At 62.0% G+C, this 15,889-nt stretch carries 14 protein-coding genes and 1 tRNA gene; 5 read left to right on the top strand and 10 right to left on the bottom strand.

Features of this window, described 5'->3' with window-relative positions; genetic code table 11:
• The first annotated feature begins 17 nt into the window (after positions 1-17).
• The 4 genes from AC07NV_RS11750 to AC07NV_RS11735 are packed head-to-tail and all read left to right on the top strand — an operon-like array spanning position 18 to position 6,118.
• Positions 18-1,379, top strand: coding sequence for an LLM class flavin-dependent oxidoreductase (locus tag AC07NV_RS11750; RefSeq protein WP_495166529.1), 1,362 nt, complete (start codon positions 18-20; stop codon positions 1,377-1,379).
• Positions 1,380-1,390: 11 nt separating this feature from the next.
• Complete coding sequence (locus AC07NV_RS11745; RefSeq protein WP_495166528.1) at positions 1,391-2,449, top strand: ABC transporter substrate-binding protein; 1,059 nt, start codon at positions 1,391-1,393, stop codon at positions 2,447-2,449.
• Between the two features lie 20 nt (positions 2,450-2,469).
• Positions 2,470-4,272 (top strand): ABC transporter ATP-binding protein, encoded by a 1,803-nt coding sequence (locus tag AC07NV_RS11740; RefSeq protein WP_495166527.1) that lies wholly within the window; start codon positions 2,470-2,472, stop codon positions 4,270-4,272.
• Positions 4,273-4,276: 4 nt separating this feature from the next.
• Positions 4,277-6,118 (top strand): ABC transporter ATP-binding protein, encoded by a 1,842-nt coding sequence (locus AC07NV_RS11735; protein WP_495166526.1) that lies wholly within the window; start codon positions 4,277-4,279, stop codon positions 6,116-6,118.
• A 7-nt stretch (positions 6,119-6,125) separates the two neighbouring features.
• Here the strand turns inward: AC07NV_RS11735 and AC07NV_RS11730 are convergent, their stop codons facing one another.
• From AC07NV_RS11730 to AC07NV_RS11705, 6 genes are all read right to left on the bottom strand, one after another.
• The gene (locus AC07NV_RS11730; RefSeq protein ID WP_495166525.1) at positions 6,126-7,451 is read right to left on the bottom strand and encodes an alginate export family protein; all 1,326 of its coding nucleotides are present in this window, start codon (positions 7,449-7,451) and stop codon (positions 6,126-6,128) included.
• Between the two features lie 1,441 nt (positions 7,452-8,892).
• Positions 8,893-9,228 carry a hypothetical protein gene (locus AC07NV_RS11725; protein WP_495166524.1) on the bottom strand — a complete coding sequence of 112 codons (336 nt, stop codon included), beginning with the start codon at positions 9,226-9,228 and terminating at the stop codon, positions 8,893-8,895.
• Between the two features lie 607 nt (positions 9,229-9,835).
• A complete protein-coding gene (gene arsH / locus AC07NV_RS11720) occupies positions 9,836-10,594 on the bottom strand; it encodes an arsenical resistance protein ArsH (RefSeq protein ID WP_495166523.1) in 759 nt (252 codons plus the stop codon).
• Between the two features lie 4 nt (positions 10,595-10,598).
• Positions 10,599-11,660, bottom strand: a complete 1,062-nt coding sequence (gene arsB / locus AC07NV_RS11715) for an ACR3 family arsenite efflux transporter (RefSeq protein WP_495166522.1) — start codon at positions 11,658-11,660, stop codon at positions 10,599-10,601.
• A 3-nt stretch (positions 11,661-11,663) separates the two neighbouring features.
• A complete protein-coding gene (gene arsC / locus AC07NV_RS11710) occupies positions 11,664-12,092 on the bottom strand; it encodes an arsenate reductase (glutaredoxin) (RefSeq protein ID WP_495166521.1) in 429 nt (142 codons plus the stop codon).
• Between the two features lie 13 nt (positions 12,093-12,105).
• On the bottom strand, positions 12,106-12,435 hold the full coding sequence (locus AC07NV_RS11705; RefSeq protein ID WP_495166520.1) for an ArsR/SmtB family transcription factor: 330 nt from the start codon (positions 12,433-12,435) through the stop codon (positions 12,106-12,108).
• Positions 12,436-12,534: 99 nt separating this feature from the next.
• On the opposite strand from AC07NV_RS11705, the gene AC07NV_RS11700 reads away from it, so the two are divergent.
• Entirely contained in the window at positions 12,535-13,080 is a 546-nt protein-coding gene (locus AC07NV_RS11700; RefSeq protein WP_495166519.1) for an arsinothricin resistance N-acetyltransferase ArsN1 family B, read from the top strand.
• A 376-nt stretch (positions 13,081-13,456) separates the two neighbouring features.
• Here AC07NV_RS11700 and AC07NV_RS11695 read toward each other — a convergent pair.
• The 4 genes from AC07NV_RS11695 to AC07NV_RS11680 all read right to left on the bottom strand — a co-directional run bounded on the left by AC07NV_RS11695 (position 13,457) and on the right by AC07NV_RS11680 (position 15,717).
• Positions 13,457-13,532: transfer RNA gene (locus tag AC07NV_RS11695), tRNA-Thr, on the bottom strand.
• A 701-nt stretch (positions 13,533-14,233) separates the two neighbouring features.
• Complete coding sequence (locus AC07NV_RS11690; RefSeq protein WP_495166518.1) at positions 14,234-14,638, bottom strand: RcnB family protein; 405 nt, start codon at positions 14,636-14,638, stop codon at positions 14,234-14,236.
• A gap of 62 nt (positions 14,639-14,700) precedes the next feature.
• Positions 14,701-15,354 (bottom strand): outer membrane protein, encoded by a 654-nt coding sequence (locus AC07NV_RS11685; RefSeq protein WP_495166517.1) that lies wholly within the window; start codon positions 15,352-15,354, stop codon positions 14,701-14,703.
• Between the two features lie 69 nt (positions 15,355-15,423).
• On the bottom strand, positions 15,424-15,717 hold the full coding sequence (locus tag AC07NV_RS11680; protein ID WP_495166516.1) for a YMGG-like glycine zipper-containing protein: 294 nt from the start codon (positions 15,715-15,717) through the stop codon (positions 15,424-15,426).
• Between the last annotated feature and the right edge of the window lie 172 nt (positions 15,718-15,889).

Raw genomic sequence — 15,889 nt, 5'->3', positions numbered from 1 at the left:
TGTTCGGAGCGATTCTCATGAGCCAAAATAAACGCCAACTCGCGCTGGCCGTCTTCCTTACCCGGCACGGCCATCACCCCGGCGCCTGGCGCCAACCCGGAACCGCAAGCACCGGAAAGCCCGATTTTCGTTATTGGGCCGACCTCGTCCGCACCGCCGAGCGCGGCAAGCTCGATGCGGCCTTCTTCGCCGACTTCGTCGGCCAGAGCGGTGACAGCACGAGGAGGATCGAGCGGCGCCACGCCTTCCTAGACTTCGAACCATTGACGGCCATCGCGGCGCTCGCGAGTATTACCAGTCACATCGGGCTGGTCGCGACGGTGAATACCAATTTCGAGCAGCCCTATGCACTCGCGCGGCGCTTCGCCTCGCTCGACCATATCAGCGGTGGCCGGACCGGCTGGAACATCGTGTCCTCGCTTGCCGACGGCGCGGCGAAAAGCTTCGGGATCGACCAGCCGGCGACCCATGCCGAACGCTATGCGCGCGCGCATGACTTCACCGAGCTCGCCAAGGCCTTGTGGAACAGCTGGGAGGATGATGCCTTCGACAGCGCCGACAAGGAAAGCGGCGTCTATCTCAACGCCGCCGCCGTCCATCCGGTCCATTATCGCGGGCCCTATTATCACATCGATTCGATCCTCGACATGCCGCGCCCGATCCAGGGCTATCCGGTCTTCGCGCAGGCGGGCAATTCGGAGGTCGGGCGCGACTTCGCCGCGCGCCATGCCGAGATGATCTATGCGGCGGCGCAGTTCATCGAGGATGCGCAGGCCTTCTACAAGGATGTGAAGGACCGGGTCATCGGCTATGGCCGCGATCCCGATACGTTGAAGGTCATGCCGGGCCTCTCCTACACGATCGGATCGAGCCTGCAGGAAGCGCAGGACAAGTTCGGCGCGCTGGAAGAGAAGGTCGACTTCGGCGGCGACCTCAATCTCATGGGTCAGGACGTGAGCGCGTATCCGCTCGACGGGCCGCTGCCCGATCTGCCCGAGCCCGAGAACGGCAAGGGCCGCTGGCGCCAGCTCACCGCGCTAGCGCGGCGCGAGAATCTTACCATCCGTCAGCTCTTCCTGCGCTTCAACGCGGTTCGCGGTCACCGTGTCGTGCTCGGCACGCCGACCGACATCGCCGATCAGATCCAGGACTGGTTCGAGCGCGATGCCGCAGATGGGTTCAACCTGATCCCGCCGCTACTCCCCAGCTCGCTCGAGGATTTCGTCGATCTCGTGGTGCCCGAGCTCCAGCGCCGCGGCCTGTTCCGGACCGAATATGAAGGCACGACGCTGCGTGAGCATCTGAACCTGCCGCGCCCTGAAAACCCCAATGCCCGCGCGACAAGCGCCGTCGCGCCCGCCTTCGAAGCCGCCAACTAAGGAGATATTCCATGAGCCAGAAACTCGACACGCTCTGGTATACGCGCTGCCCGGTCCCGACCGGACTCGGCATCGCACTGCAGCAAGGATGGCTGGAGCAGGCTTTCACCGAGCAGGGGACGAGCCTCTCGTCGCTGCTCGAATCGAATGATTTTGCGAAGCGGGAATCGCATTTCTCGCACACGGTGCAGAATTCGGTTCGCCACGGCGGCAATATCCCCGCGATCAGCGCGAAGGCGCGCGGCCGCGACACGCGCGTCATCGGTTTGTCTTGGGCCGATGAAACACAGCTGATCCTCGCGAGCCCCGGATCCGGCATCGCCTCGGTTCGCGATCTGAAGGGTCGGCGCTTTGGCCTCCCCAACTGGAAAAATGTCGAGATCGACTTCACGCGTGCTCAGGCCCTTCGCGGCCTCGAAAACGCGCTGCGGCTCGAGGGGCTCGAAGTGTCCGATGTCGAGATCGTCGACCAGGATATCGACACGCACTACAGCGACGGGCAGGCGGAGAATGTCGGGGGCACGCTCGCCTGGAACGGCCGCAGCACGACGCGCGCGCGCGCCAATAATCTTGAACTCATCGCGTTGCTGCGCGGCGAGGTCGATGCGATCTTCCTCAAAGGCGCGTCGGGCGCACAGATCGCGCACCAGTTCGGGCTGACGACAGTCATCGACACGGGCATCCATCCCGACCCGCTCGTGCGGGCGAACAATGGTACCCCGCGGACGCTCGCGGTCGACGGGCATCTTATCGACAATCATTTCGACGCCGCGGTCACGATCGTCGAGCAGGTGCTTCGCGCCGAAGCCTGGGCGCAGGCGCATCCTTCGGAGGTTCGCCGTTATCTCGCGCGCGAGACCAACAGCAGCGAATATTGGGTCAGCATCGCCTATGGTGAAGACGCACAGAAGCGGCTGAAGACCGATCTGGCCGAACAGTCGATCGCCGGCATCCAGCATTTTACCGACTTCCTGCATCGCTGGAACTTCATTCCCGAAAGCTTCGAGGTGCGTCAGTGGATCGACGTGCGGCCGCTCGATGCGGCGCGCGCCTTGCCCATCGCCGTCTGAGCGGACCGGGGCGCGCTTGCATGGCAGCGGGGGCTAAGCCTGCAAGCGCGTTCCTTCGGCGCAGCCCGTTGCTGCGCTGCCTCGCTATCTATGGCGAGTTGCCCGGGCGCTTTGCCTTGACCGCCGTCCTGCTGGCAGCGGTCAATATCGCGCTCGTCGCGCAGCAGGTGCTGCTTGGGCATGCGATACAGGAAGCGCAGCATGGGATGCTGGTCGCTGTCGGTCCCGGCGGGGCACTCGACTATGACCGCGCCTGGTTCTGGGGGGCGCTGCTCATCGGCCTCGCGCTCGCGCGAAGCGCCGTGCAATATGGCGCGGGACTGCTCTCGCTCGCGATCGGGCAGGAACTGCTCACCACCTTGCGCGAACGCATCCTGATCCAGATCCAGCGGCTCGATCTAGCCTATCACTGGCGGCACGGTGTCGGCGAGATGGTGACGCGGATGACGCGCGATGCCGACAAGGTGCGCGATGCGCTGATCAACTTCTGGCGTCAGATTTTCGAGACCGGCCTCATCGTCCTGATCTCGCTCGGACTGCTCTTCTTCTATTCGCCCTGGCTCGCCGTGGTGCCGCTTATCCTTCTGGTCATCGGCATCGCAAAACTCTGGTCGGAAGCCGACACGTTGGTCGCGCTCGATCGGCGGATCGGCGATGCCTATGATGCAGTGACGCAGGACCTCTCCGAAGGCGTCAACGGCGTTCGGGTGATCAAGGCCTTCTCGCTCGGCGCGGCGCGCGCCGAGCGGTTCCGCCGCCATGTCGACCTGTTTCGCGCCGAGGCGCGGGCGGCGATCCGGCACGCCTCGCGAAGTGCTCCGCTGCCGCAGGCGATCATTGCCCTCTCGCACGCCTGGGTGCTCGGCTTTGGCGCATGGATGGTCGCCCACGGCATGATCGGGCTCGGTGCGCTCGTCGCCGCGCTGCTCGTGGTCAACAATCTCGTGCTCCGGATCGAGGGGATCGGGCGTCTCTTGCAGGTGGTGGCCGATGCCCGCGCCTCCGCCGCCCGCATCTGGGACGTGCTCGACGCCGAGCCCGTGATCGATTCGGGCGAAGGGCGCCTGCCTGCGGGACCGCTGGGCTTTCGCCTGTCGCATGTGTCGGCGTCGCCGCTCGGTGACGGTGCCGCCGTGCTCCACGGTCTCGACCTGTCGGCCGAGCCGGGGGAGATCGTCGCGCTGGTCGGGGCGACGGGGTCGGGCAAGAGCATTCTTACCGCGCTCCTGCCGCGGCTGGTCGAGGTCGACGCCGGCTGCGTCGAAATCGGATCGGCTGCTGCGGGCTGGCACGATGTCCGCGATACGGATCTCGCCGAGCTGCGCCGCCGCGTGCATGTGCTGCCACAAGAGAGCTTTCTGTTTTCGGATACGCTCGGCGCTAACCTTCGGCTCTGCGCGCCCGAAGCGAGCGATGCGGAGCTTGAGGCGGCGCTCGAAAAGGCGGCGGCCGGCGAGCTTCTTGCGAGGCTTGCCGACGGCCTCGACACGCGCGTTGGCGATCGGGGTGCGACGCTGTCGGGCGGCCAGCGCCAGCGGGTCTGCCTTGCGCGGGCCTTGCTTGCCGACGCCGATATATTGATCCTCGACGATGCCACCAGCGCGCTCGATGCCCGCACCGAACGCCGGGCGATCGACAATATCCGCAGGTTACGAAAGGACGGAGGGCGCCCGCTCACGATGCTCATCGTCGCGAGCCGGCTTTCGACGGCGCGCATCGCCGACCGCGTGGTCTTGCTGTCGGGCGGACGCATCGTCGCCGAAGGGCCGCATGACCGGCTGGCGCAAGAGAGCGCTGCCTATCGCGCGCTCATGGGATTGTGACGCGATGAATGCGTTTCGCGGCGACAGCGCGCTGTCGGATATCGAGCTGGAAGAGAAATTCTCGCAGCGCAAGCTCGGCCAGAGCGTTGCGAGCCGCCTCTTGCCGCTCGTGGCCCCGGTGCGGCGCGAGATCGCGGCGGTGATCGGAATCGAGCTGGTGCAGGTGCTCGCTATTTTCGCGCGTCCGCTGCTCATCGGCCTCGTCATCGATCATGGCCTGCGGCAGGGAGCGGTCGACGCGTCGCTCATTGCCTGGGCGTGCCTTGGTCTCGCCGCCACCTGGACGCTTCGCTTCGGTCTGGGAGGCCTGTCGCAATATCACGCAGGAATTGCGACCATCCGCGTGCTCAACGACCTGCGCGCGCGGGTGTTCGCGCACGTCCAGACACTCAGTGTCGGCTATTTCGACCGGACGAAGGCAGGGCGCATCATTGCGCGCGCCGATCGCGACGTCGACACGCTTGAGCCGCTGCTGATCCAGGGGCCGCCCGAATTCCTCTCGGCGATCCTGCGGCTGTTTTTGTCGGCTTTTCTTCTTTGGCTCATTGCGCCGGTCTTGCTCGCCGGGCTGGCGCTGGTCGTTGTCGCCCTGATCGCCGCCACGATTGCTTTCAAGCGCGTGTCGCAGCGCAGCTGGGCGCGCGTTGCCGAGAACCGGAGCCGATTTACGGCGCATCTGGTCGAGACGGTGGCGGGGGTTCGGTTGATCAAGCAGTCGGGTCGCGACAAGGAAAATCTCGGCAAATATCGCGGGCTTCTGGAGGACTTCAATCGCTCGCTTATCTCGGGCAATTTGCGGTCGGGATGGTTCGCGCCGTTCACGGGGCTGCTCGCCACCACCGGGCTCGCGCTGACGCTGATCATAGGTGGCTGCGGCGTGGCGCTCGGCACGCTGAGCCTCGGCGAGCTGACGCAGAGCCTCTTTTTCGTCTTTCTCTTTCTCGCGCCGCTCCAGGAATTCAGCGATCTCTTCGAGCGCTTCGCCAATGGCACCGCCTGCGCCCAGCGCATCTTCCTGCTTCTCGATACCGCCCCCGAGATCGTTGATGCGGACGGCGCGGTGACCTTGCCGGTGGTCGAAGGGGCCATAGAATTTCGCGGCGTCCATTTCGGCTATCTGCCGGGCCGGCCGGTCATCCGGGACCTTGACCTGGTGATCGCTCCGGGCGAATTGCTGGCGATCGTCGGCCCGACCGGGCACGGGAAGAGCACGCTCGTCCAATTGCTGACGCGCTTCTACGACGTCGATGTGGGCGCGGTGCTGCTCGACGGGTGCGATATCCGCACGATCTCCGAACGCAGCCTGCGCAGCCATATCGGGGTGGTGTTGCAGGATAATGTGCTGTTCGGCGGGACAGTGCTCGACAATTTGCGGCTCGCCAAACCGGGCGCCAGCGACGCCGAACTGATCGCGGCCGCGACACGGATCGGCGCGCACGACGTCCTGCAATCGCTTGTCCATGGCTATGCGACGCAGGTGGGGCCGCTCGGCAGCCAACTCAGCCAGGGGCAGCGCCAACTCGTCTGTCTCGTCCGTGCCTATCTTGCGAACCCTTCGGTGCTGGTACTCGACGAGGCGACGTCGGCGATCGACGTGAGTACCGAGCGCCGCATCCAGCAGGCTTTTCGGGTGCTGAGCGAAGGGCGCACGACGCTCGTCATTGCGCACCGGCTGGAGACGATCCGTTCGGCGCACCGGATCGCCGTGATCGAAGAGGGCGAAGTGCGCGAGATCGGCACGCATGATGCGCTGATCGCGAAGCGCGGCCATTATGCCGCCCTCCACGATAGCTATGAGGAAGCCGCGGGGCGCGAGAGCGCCAGCGCCCATGTCGCCACAGCCTAGCTCGGTATCAAAATGAGATTGTGGCGTTGAACGAATTGTAGAGCGTATTTCTCCGTGCGGTCACATTCGGTGCGTCGCGAAGGAAACGGCCTTTGGCGAGAACGAGGCCGTTCCATTCCAGCCGCAGCGTCTTCGGAATGAGCCAGTAGCGAAGGCGCGCTTCGAGTTGATGGCCGGCGAAGCGCCCCGAACGTCCGGATGCGTCGCGCGCGCCCGTCGTGGAAAAGCTGTCGAAGCGCGATGCAAGCCAGAGCGGTCGATAGGCGGCGAAGCCGTCGAGGCGCTTCGAGGGCGTGACCTCGAGCCGGAGGCCCGGCGCAATCACATTGGCGCGGCCGACGGCGTTGTAGAGGCCAGCAGGCGCGAGATCGCTGCGCCGCATGCCGAACAATGTGTCGAAGCGCCCGAACTTGCCGCCCCGCCCGTCGCCGCTCGCATAGTCGAACTCGAGCGAGAGATGCGGGGACCAGGCGTGACGGATTGTATAGCCAGCCTCGAGATGCGTGAACCAGGCCGAGACATCGAGGCGCGCCGCGGTAGGAGACGCCGAGGCATTGATCGAGCCGGTCTGGATGAAAGCCTCGGCCTCGAAATCGACGGGGCCGGGAGCGGTGTCGCGCAAGAGGCGGGCGCCAAAGGTATTGAGCGACCGGTCGCGTGTTGCGAGGCGGGCGGAATCGCGCTCGCCGAGATGGAAATAGGAAAGTTCGATCACGGTTCTTTTGTCGCCGAACTTCTTGCTGGCGAGGCCGCCCCACAGGACCAGATTGAAGCTTTCGCGGTCGAATTTGACCTTGTTGTCGATAACCTCGGTCCGATTGTCGGGAAGGCGCAGCTGCGGGAGCGTATAGATCAGCGTTGCGCTGATATTGTGGCTCAAGCCGATATCGGCGCGCAGGCCCGTATAGCCATTGGTGGTGTTGCGATAATCGTCGGCGGCGACGAGGCGGCGGGACCCGAGATTGAGGGTGAAGCGCCCCGCCTGGAGGCCGAATTTCGTGCCGAGTCCGAAGGCGTCCTTCTTATCGAACCCGACATAGGCCTGGACCAGTTCCAGCGCATTCACCTCGTTGGTCGAGATGGGGGTTCCCGCATTGCCGCCGTAAACCCGGCTGTCATAGAGTTCGGCACCGATCCGCAGGTCGCCTTCCCGATATTCACCGCTCAATATGGTTCGCAGGTTCAGGAGATCGTCGGTGTCGTTAAAGCCGGTCCGTGGCTGGCCTTCAATCGTCTCATAGCGAATGCGTGTGTTCCCGCCGAGCGTCAGGCCGTCCTCGGCAAAAGCCGGGGTTGCGGCGACCGCCAAAAACAGAAAGGGAAATCGTTTCAAACATGCCTCCTCATCTCCGCAACGCGGAGCGTAAAAGGCAACGCTTGAGCGCAGGCCGCGCTTCTCCGGGAGGTTGCTCGATCCCGGTAGGATATGACTATTCTCCGTCGTCGCTACTGGCAAGGCGCGAATATGCGGCGGGCGCTGCCGCAACTAAACTGTGCGAACAGACGGACCCTCGCTACCGCCGCGTGAAAGCGGCTAGATAGTCTGCATTTGTCGATTTCTGCCCCAAAGCCGACAGTCTGCTAGCGGCCATCAGCGGTTGCATCCCGACATACCCCAAGTGTCTGTCGCGGCCAGAAAAGGGGTGGGAAGCGGTCAGGCAGTTTTCGGGAAAGCGTAGCTCGATACAGGGCGTTTTACGGTGACGGAAAACCCCTCAATCCGACAGCGATTCTCGGAAAAACGAGGCGCAACGCGACCGCACAACGTCGTGTGTGATGCAAATGGCTTCGAGGCGCGTGATGAAATGCACGAGATTCATGTGATTGCCGTTTAGACTAGGTGGACTTCCTCCCACGCAGAATGCGCCCAACCGCGAACCCAAGCCACGACAAAATCGGCCAAACGATGCCAGTGAGAAAAAGATATCGACCGCTTCCTGCTAAAACTAGCGCAAAGCATAGGAAAATGCACACAGCGCAAAACAATATGCTCACAGCAAGGCCGAGGCGTTTCGATGCGTAGGATGCGGCGAGTGCGATTAGTACGATCGCAACGGCATAGCTCCAAGTTTCGATAGTAGAATCGATCATTTAGCGGTCGCCTTTTGGAGAGTACGACCAAGCCAAAATCCGATCCATGCAAGACCTGGAAACAAACCAAGGCCAAAAAGAAGATAAGATTCGATTCCAGGCACCCCGCCGGCTCCAAACACTATCGTTAGCGCAATCGATCCCAATGCTATAAGGCTAGCGACATATATACCGAGTTTCCGGTTCGCAAATGACGCGAGCGAACAGGCTATTAGGATCGTCAGTATATCTAGCCAGTATTCACTCAACATACGCAACGCGTCGCCTTTCTTCACCAACAGTCACCTACACGCGGCGCACTGCAACCCTGGCCCAAGAGGTCCGCAGAGTAGCGAGGTTTTCTTAAGAAACGCCCTGCATGACCGGAATCAGGTGATTTCCGTCATCGACGGCTGCGGGGTATTTCACGAGCCTCCAAGAATGGCCGACTTTCGGTCGGTTGCCGCCAGTCCAACCAAATCAGCAGCAGACGACCGATATGGGGGGGAAGCGGATTGGCCGCTCTCTTTGAGCAATATCTATAAAACGGCCGTTTTGGAGAGGGGAGCGGGACGCGAGCAGCGGTAGTAGCAATGGGTCAGGACCTGATAGCTTTAGTTAATTTGATTGAGAGGCTGCGGGCAGTTTATCACTTTTTCAAGCAACGGCATGCAATTGCGGGAGAAGGAGGTAAACGCCAATGGCTATGATATTCTGGCTTTTTTGGATGCCGCAATAAGTTTGATATTGAGAAGAACAGGAAAATCATGGCTGTCCTCTGTAGTGACAGGCGCTTTCGTGGCGATCGGAGGTTCGGTCATAAGTTTGGCTCTGTCCGATTTTAGGCCGAGTCCGTTCGACGAGCACCAACTGGGGCTTACGATCCCCATCCTCGTAATTTTTACTCCAATAGCTTTGATCGTTGCATGCGTAGGCGCAGCAATCGGACGGCCTGCCAGCAAGTAGAAGATACAATCGTCCAAAAAATGCTGGTTTTTCGCCAAGGCAGTCGATGACACCCTCAATTCGGGCTTCTTCACGCCCGCTGATTCAAAACCCGTCTAGAAATCTTTGTCGAGATATCGGTATGATTTCGAGGTAGCGACGGGCGGGTTTCGAGATCGAAGTGCGACCAAATGAAGGTCCAACTTCGGTCGGTTGCTGCCGTACAAGCCAGCGGCGTGACCAACGACCGCAACGGGGTGGGGAGCGAACATGATCCACCTCGTCTTAGTCATTTTCTCTTGAGGTCGCCGAGCTGCCATTAACTTCCGGGCATTACTAGCCCGCTATCTGCCGGGAGGAACTCATATGCCTACATGGTTGCGCGTGTGTTTTATCGGGGTCGGAATTGCGCTGATGGGGCTCGGCGGTCTCGCGATAGTATTTGATTTTGGTGTTTCAATGCTTGGGGGGCAAGACAAGTCCGGGTCCTCGCTAGCAGGATTAACGACGGCCTTGCTTGGCTCGGGCTTCTGCTTTTCGCTGCTAGGATTGGCCGCTGCAAAAAAGAGGTGAAGAGCCGTTTTGGCATAATCTTAATGTCCGCAATCGGTCGATTGCGGTCATAGCCATCGGCGCACCGCGAAAGTCCGCTTCTCTTAATCTTCCGCTAAAAGCGGCCTGACAGCAAACGGCCAAACCCGCTCACCGAGCGCCGGGCAGTCCCGCCAATTCCGCAGGCGTCACGACTGGCTGTTTGCGATCTTTGCGTTCTGAGTACCGGTCGACAAGCTGATCGGCGTGCCCGCGCGTCAGCACGGTAAAGCGCACCAGCTCTTCGGCGACATCAACGATCCGGTCATAGTAGCTTGATGATAGCATACGGCCCGCCTCGTCGAACTCCGCATACGCTTTGGCGACGCTAGACTGGTTGGGGATGGTGATCATGCGCATCCACCTGCCGAGGATGCGTAGCGTGTTCACGCTGTTGAACGATTGTGACCCTGCCGACACCTGCATCACCGCGAGGGTGCGGCCTTGCGTAGGGCGCAGGCCCTTGTAGGCGAGCGGGAGGTGATCGACCTGCGCTTTCATGATGCCGGTGATCTGGCCGTGGCGTTCGGGGCTGCACCAGACTTGGCCCTCGGACCATAAAGAATGCTGGCGCAGTTCCTCCACCGCCGGGTGATCGTCGTCAGCGATCAGGTCGGGGAGTGGCAGGTCGGACGGATCGAAGATGCGCGTCTCGCAGCCGAAGAGCTGGAGCAGGCGCGCGGTTTCCTCGACGACGAGCCGCGAATAGGAGCGTTCGCGCAAGCTGCCGTAAAGCAGGAGGATGCGCGGCGCTGGTTCGAGCGGACCGAGACCGAGCGCCGGCTGCGTCTGGATATATTCGGGATCCAGCGCCGGGAGATGGTCTGGGTCGGTGAGCGCGCGCAGGCGCGAGAAGGGCGAGGGAACCATGTGTTCAATCTTTCGCGGGAGTGGAAGCCGGAAACCAGCGACGCCCAAGCCAGAAGGCGACGCTCACCAGCAGGATAAGAACGGGAACTTCGACGAGCGGGCCGATGACTGCGGCGAAGGCGACGGGCGAGGCTAGGCCGAAGGCGGCGATCGCGACGGCGATGGCGAGTTCGAAATTATTGCCCGCCGCAGTGAAAGCGACCGCAGTCGTGCGCGGATAATCGGCTTCGATCAGCTTCCCCATCCAGAAGCTGATGACGAACTGGACCACGAAATAGATGGTCAGCGGGATCGCGATCCGGACGATGTCGCCCGGAATGGTGACAATCTCGCTTCCCTTGAGGCTGAACATCGCGATGATCGTGAAGAGCAGGGCGACAAGCGTGATCGGCGCGATCGTGGGCAGGAAGCGCGTCTCGTACCACTCGTTGCCCTTGGCGCCGGCGAGCCACTTGCGGGTCAGGAAGCCGGAGAGGAACGGGATGCCGAGGTAGATGACCACTGCCTCCGCAACGGTCCAGAAGCTGACGTCGATGACGCTGCTTTCGAGCCCGAAGAGTGGCGGAAGGACGGTGAGGAAGAACCAGGCATAGACGCTGAAGAACAGGATCTGGAAGATCGAGTTGAAGGCGACGAGCGCGGCGACATATTGATTGTCGCCCTTCGCGAGCTGGTTCCAGACGATCACCATCGCGATACAGCGCGCGAGACCGATGAGGATCAGGCCCGTCATATATTCGGGCCGGTCCGACAGGAAGATCACCGCGAGCGCGAACATCAGGACGGGGCCGATGATCCAGTTCTGGATCAGCGAGATCGCGAGGACCTTCTTGTCCTCGAACACCCGCGGCAGCTCTTCGTAGCGGACACGCGCGAGCGGCGGGTACATCATCAGGATGAGGCCGATCGCGATCGGGATGTTGATCGAACCCCAGGAGAGGCTGTCGATCGCGGCGGGCAGTCCGGCGAAGGTCGAGCCGAGCAGGACGCCCAGCGCCATCGCGAGGAATATCCACAGGGTCAGGTAGCGATCGAGGAACGACAGGCGTTCGCGCTTGCTGGCCATCGATCAGCGGCCGACGCGATTGCCGGCGTCGTCGACGACCTGCTCGCCACCTTCCTTGGCGAAGCCGCCGCGCTGCCGCGTCGGGATGAGGTCGAGCACCTCCTCGGAGGGGCGGCAGAGCTTCACGCCGAGCGGCGAGACCACGATCGGCCGGTTGATAAGGATCGGATGCAGCATCATGGCATCGATGAGCGCGTCGTCGTCGAGACTTTCGTTGTCGAGGCCGAGTTCGGCAAAAGGCGTCCCTTTTTCGCGGAGGAGCGCGCGGGGCGCGATGCCCGCGCGCGCTATCATTTGTTCGAGCAACTCGCGCGATGGCGGCGTCTTCAGATATTCGACGACGTGGGGCTCAATGCCCGCGTTGCGGATCATGGCCAGCGCGTTACGCGACGTTCCGCAATCGGGATTATGATAGATGATAATGTCGGCCATGATTGAGTTCCCGTCAGCAGCAGGCGAGTTCGGCGAGCAGCGGCTCGCACAGCTCGGGCCGCCCTTGGCAACAGTCCTTGGCGAGAAAAAGCATCAGGCCTTTGAGTGCATCGATCTCGGCGCGCTGGATAAACTGGCGTCCTCGCTTTTCGGATTTGACGAGGCCGGCCTTGGCCAAGACAGCGAGATGCGTCGAAAAAGTGCTTTGCGTTAGCCCCGAGGCATCGACTAGCTGGCCGGTCGAAAGGCCTTCGGGCTCATGTCGGACCAGTAGGCGGAAGGCTTCGAGGCGGGTGGGGTGCGCCAACGCAGCGAGTGCGGAGAGAGCTGTATCGGTGTCCATGCATCGGGATTATCCGATCCATAAATTGGCGTCAAGACCTATCGGAAAAATACGATGCATATGAGTGGTGGCGCCGGATGTCGCGCCAGGCGAAGTGCCTTGATTGCCTGGATATGGAAGGCCAGTCTGGCAAAATTCCGATTCAGAAGCGGGGCAAGCATGGATGTACGTCAAATAGTCATGGGTGATGCACCAGCCGTTCAGGCCATTTACGCTCCCTATGTAACGGACACCATCATCTCCTTCGAGGACGTGCCGCCTGACATTAGGGAGGTCGAAAGGCGGATCGCCGCCATACTGCCGAAATATCCCTATTTGGTAGCCGAAGAGGATGGACGGGTTGTCGGCTACGCATACGCCTCCGAGCATCGGACCCGCTCGGCCTACCGGACATCTATCGATGTGACAGTCTATGTGGCGTCTGGCGCACAACGGCGCGGTGTGGCGCGTTGTTTATATTCTCGTCTGCTCCCGGCCGCAGCAAGCTTGGGCTATCACGCTGCTTTTGCCGGGATCGCATTGCCAAACGACGCAAGCGTCGGGCTGCACGAAGCTATCGGTTTCGAACCGGTAGGAATCTACCGGGAGGTCGGGCGAAAATTCGATGCTTGGCACGATGTCGGCTGGTGGCAACGACTGCTGTGAGCGATGCGGAAGATCCCGAATGTCGCTAAAGCAATTTAGGCCGTATCGGGACTGCATAGCTGAATCAAATGCCATCTGGGTTGCGAAAAACCAACTGAAGCGCTATGAGATTTCGCGAGCGTTGTTGAGCCTTCCAACACTCGAACCACTCCACTAATCGTTGACGCGGGCCATCGAAGGGGCCATCATTTTGCCTGCCGAAGAGAAATAAATTTCTTTTCAAAATCATAGACTTAAATATTGGTTCCTCTTCTGCCCCAAATGGCGGTGAGCTGCCATGAGCGGCCTTGAGCTGGTCCGGTACAAGTGAAGTACCAAAACTAGCAGAAAACCGTGATTTTTGCGAGGTTAAAGCGACCGGGAAGCGGTCGAAAACTGGTGCCGCTTACAGGACTCGAACCTGTGACCCCATCATTACGAATGATGTGCTCTACCAACTGAGCTAAAGCGGCAACGATGGGCGCCACTAGCAGCGTGCCGGGACGAAGACAAGCATCGTAGCGCACTTTTGTCCAAAGATCGCGGCGAGAGGTTTTCTGCCGTTTTCTATGGTGAGCGGACGGAGAAGCATCAATCCGTTTTCCATTTGAAAGGAAGCTTCTGCCATCGGGCGCAGCCCCGAAATAGAATGCAGGAGTCTATCAAAGTGCCCACCGTCACGGCTGAATGTCGGTCCCTTAAGCATATTTGCGCACGCCGCCGCGCCTGCGGCTCCGCCAAGGGCGCGTCTATTACCCGATAGTGACGCCGCGCTGACCGCACGGCGGCGTTGGTTTTTGGCCGGCCACGGACAACGTGGCAGTCGGCGCACGGCTGTGGGACCGCTCGGCCGGTGCGCAAGTCGGGCTCCGCCCGGCTCCTCCACTTCCTTACGGCCTTTCGGGTGAGCGCCGGCCTCCGGCACGGTCCTTATTGCTCGGAAGGCCGTTTCGAGATCGTCGCGGGGCGTCGGCGCTTTGCCGCCGTCACTGCCGTGGCGCGCGAGGGTGGGACGGATCACCGAATTCGTCCGTCGAGGGATGTAAGGCATCGAAAAAAAAGGCCTGCGGAGGCCGTGCACGATATCGTGCACGGCCTCCGCAGGCCATCGGGGCGGGCTGTTCCGGAACAAGGCGGGGAGGGGGGGGCGCCGGGTCCCGACAGGCCGCATCGATCAGCGGATCGCGTTGGCGACCACCGCGGCGACAATACCCGTCGTAATCCCGATCAGGACCGCGTCGTTCCCCGAACGGACATAGTGGTAGCCGCGCGGCGGCGGGCGTAAGCCGCGATACCGGCGATAGTCGATCTGTTTATAGTCGCGCGCGTAGCGGTGGTCGAAACGATCGCCGCGGCGCCAATTGCGCCATTCGACCTGCCTGACGTGGCGCCGGCCGTCGTAGCGATCCCGGTCGTGACGATCCGAGCGATAATCACGCGAATCCCCGCGGCGATCGTCGCGATGATCCCGCGAATCGCGGCGGTGGTCCTCGCGATCCCCGCGATGATCGCGCGCATGGGCCGTTGTGGCTGGCAGCATGACCGCCAGGCAAAGCACAATCGTGGCTATTCTCTTCATGAGGACATTCCTGACAGGGGAGAGCCGGCGCGGCGGGAGAGCTCCCGCCGCGCCGCGCGAACCTAGAAGCGGAATCCGACGCCAGCGACGATCTGGTGCCGATCGGTATCGACTTCGAACCGGTTGCTCGTCCCGCCGTCGCGGAATTCGAAATCGGCGTCGGTGTAGTTCGAATAACGATATTCGATCTTCGCATAGCTGCGGCTGCCGATGGCATGTTCGACCCCCGCACCGAGGCGCCAGCCGTCGAGCCGGAATTTTTCCTTCCGGTCGGTTTTGCCGTTCGAGGTGAGCACGTCGAGATGGGCGTTGGTGTATCCGCCCTTGGCATAGATCAATGTTCCCGCACCGGCTGCAAAGCCGACGCGCGCGCCGACATAGAGGTCACGGCCGGGAGCGACCTTGCCATAGCCGAAGAAGTTCGGATCATCGCGATCGGTCTTGGTCTTTCCGGTCGAGTTGCTCCATTCGCCTTCGATGCCCACGACGATCCGGCCGAGCGCGAGGTCGTAACCGGCATCGACGCCATAGAGGAAGCCTTCGGTGCTCTGATCGTCGCCCGACACGTTGGAATCTTCGGTGCTTCCCGGCCGAACGATGTCGAGCCCGCCGATCACCCCGACCCTGAGGCCGCTCGGGGCATCCTGCGCCATGGCGGGTGCGGCAAACGCCATTGCCGACGCGGCGAACAGCAGGGATTTGATTATGTTACGCATATTATACTCCATGATTGATATTCATCGGTGGTCGCCGACGGCGGACTCACCGTCGTGGGGGAGGGGAGATCAGCGACGGACGGGGTGGCGGCGGCCGCGGTCGTCCACCCAGTACCGGCCACCGTTGCGGTCGCGGTAAACCTCGCGTTTGCGGCCATCCTGCGTGATGACGCCGATCGCGGCGCCGCCCGCTGCGCCGATCGCCGCGCCTTCCGCGAGGTCGCCGCCGGTTATGGCGCTGACTGCGGCGCCGCCGGCGGCGCCGATAAGCGCGCCGCGCACCGCGGCGCGACTGTCGGCGTTGCTCGCGCAGCCCGACACCGCGAGCGCCAGCACGGGGGCGAGAATCCACTTATTTGTCATATGTCCTCCGTAGACATGCATATCCGTGAAGCGGGTCCCCAGCCGTGGGCCTGGGAATGGATCCGCCTGAATGACGCGCGCCGGTTGACGCCGGCGTGCCGTCTTTCACGGGTAAGACACCGGCGCTGGCGGGAACCCCCACCAAAAATTTTGGAGGGTCCTATTTTGCGCA

This window comes from Sphingopyxis sp. GW821-FHT10B01 (assembly GCF_059415685.1).
Note: the sequence above shows the minus strand (reverse complement) of the source record. Positions and strands in the feature narration are given on the sequence as shown.

Coding starts and splice junctions, on each gene's coding strand:
- arsB (WP_495166522.1), bottom strand. CDS start 11,660: ATGGCCAGCAAGCGCGAACGCCTGTCGTTCCTCGATCGCTACCTGACC.
- arsC (WP_495166521.1), bottom strand. CDS start 12,092: ATGGCCGACATTATCATCTATCATAATCCCGATTGCGGAACGTCGCGT.
- AC07NV_RS11735 (WP_495166526.1), top strand. CDS start 4,277: ATGAATGCGTTTCGCGGCGACAGCGCGCTGTCGGATATCGAGCTGGAA.
- AC07NV_RS11705 (WP_495166520.1), bottom strand. CDS start 12,435: ATGGACACCGATACAGCTCTCTCCGCACTCGCTGCGTTGGCGCACCCC.
- arsH (WP_495166523.1), bottom strand. CDS start 10,594: ATGGTTCCCTCGCCCTTCTCGCGCCTGCGCGCGCTCACCGACCCAGAC.
- AC07NV_RS11685 (WP_495166517.1), bottom strand. CDS start 15,354: ATGCGTAACATAATCAAATCCCTGCTGTTCGCCGCGTCGGCAATGGCG.
- AC07NV_RS11680 (WP_495166516.1), bottom strand. CDS start 15,717: ATGACAAATAAGTGGATTCTCGCCCCCGTGCTGGCGCTCGCGGTGTCG.
- AC07NV_RS11745 (WP_495166528.1), top strand. CDS start 1,391: ATGAGCCAGAAACTCGACACGCTCTGGTATACGCGCTGCCCGGTCCCG.
- AC07NV_RS11750 (WP_495166529.1), top strand. CDS start 18: ATGAGCCAAAATAAACGCCAACTCGCGCTGGCCGTCTTCCTTACCCGG.
- AC07NV_RS11690 (WP_495166518.1), bottom strand. CDS start 14,638: ATGAAGAGAATAGCCACGATTGTGCTTTGCCTGGCGGTCATGCTGCCA.
- AC07NV_RS11740 (WP_495166527.1), top strand. CDS start 2,470: ATGGCAGCGGGGGCTAAGCCTGCAAGCGCGTTCCTTCGGCGCAGCCCG.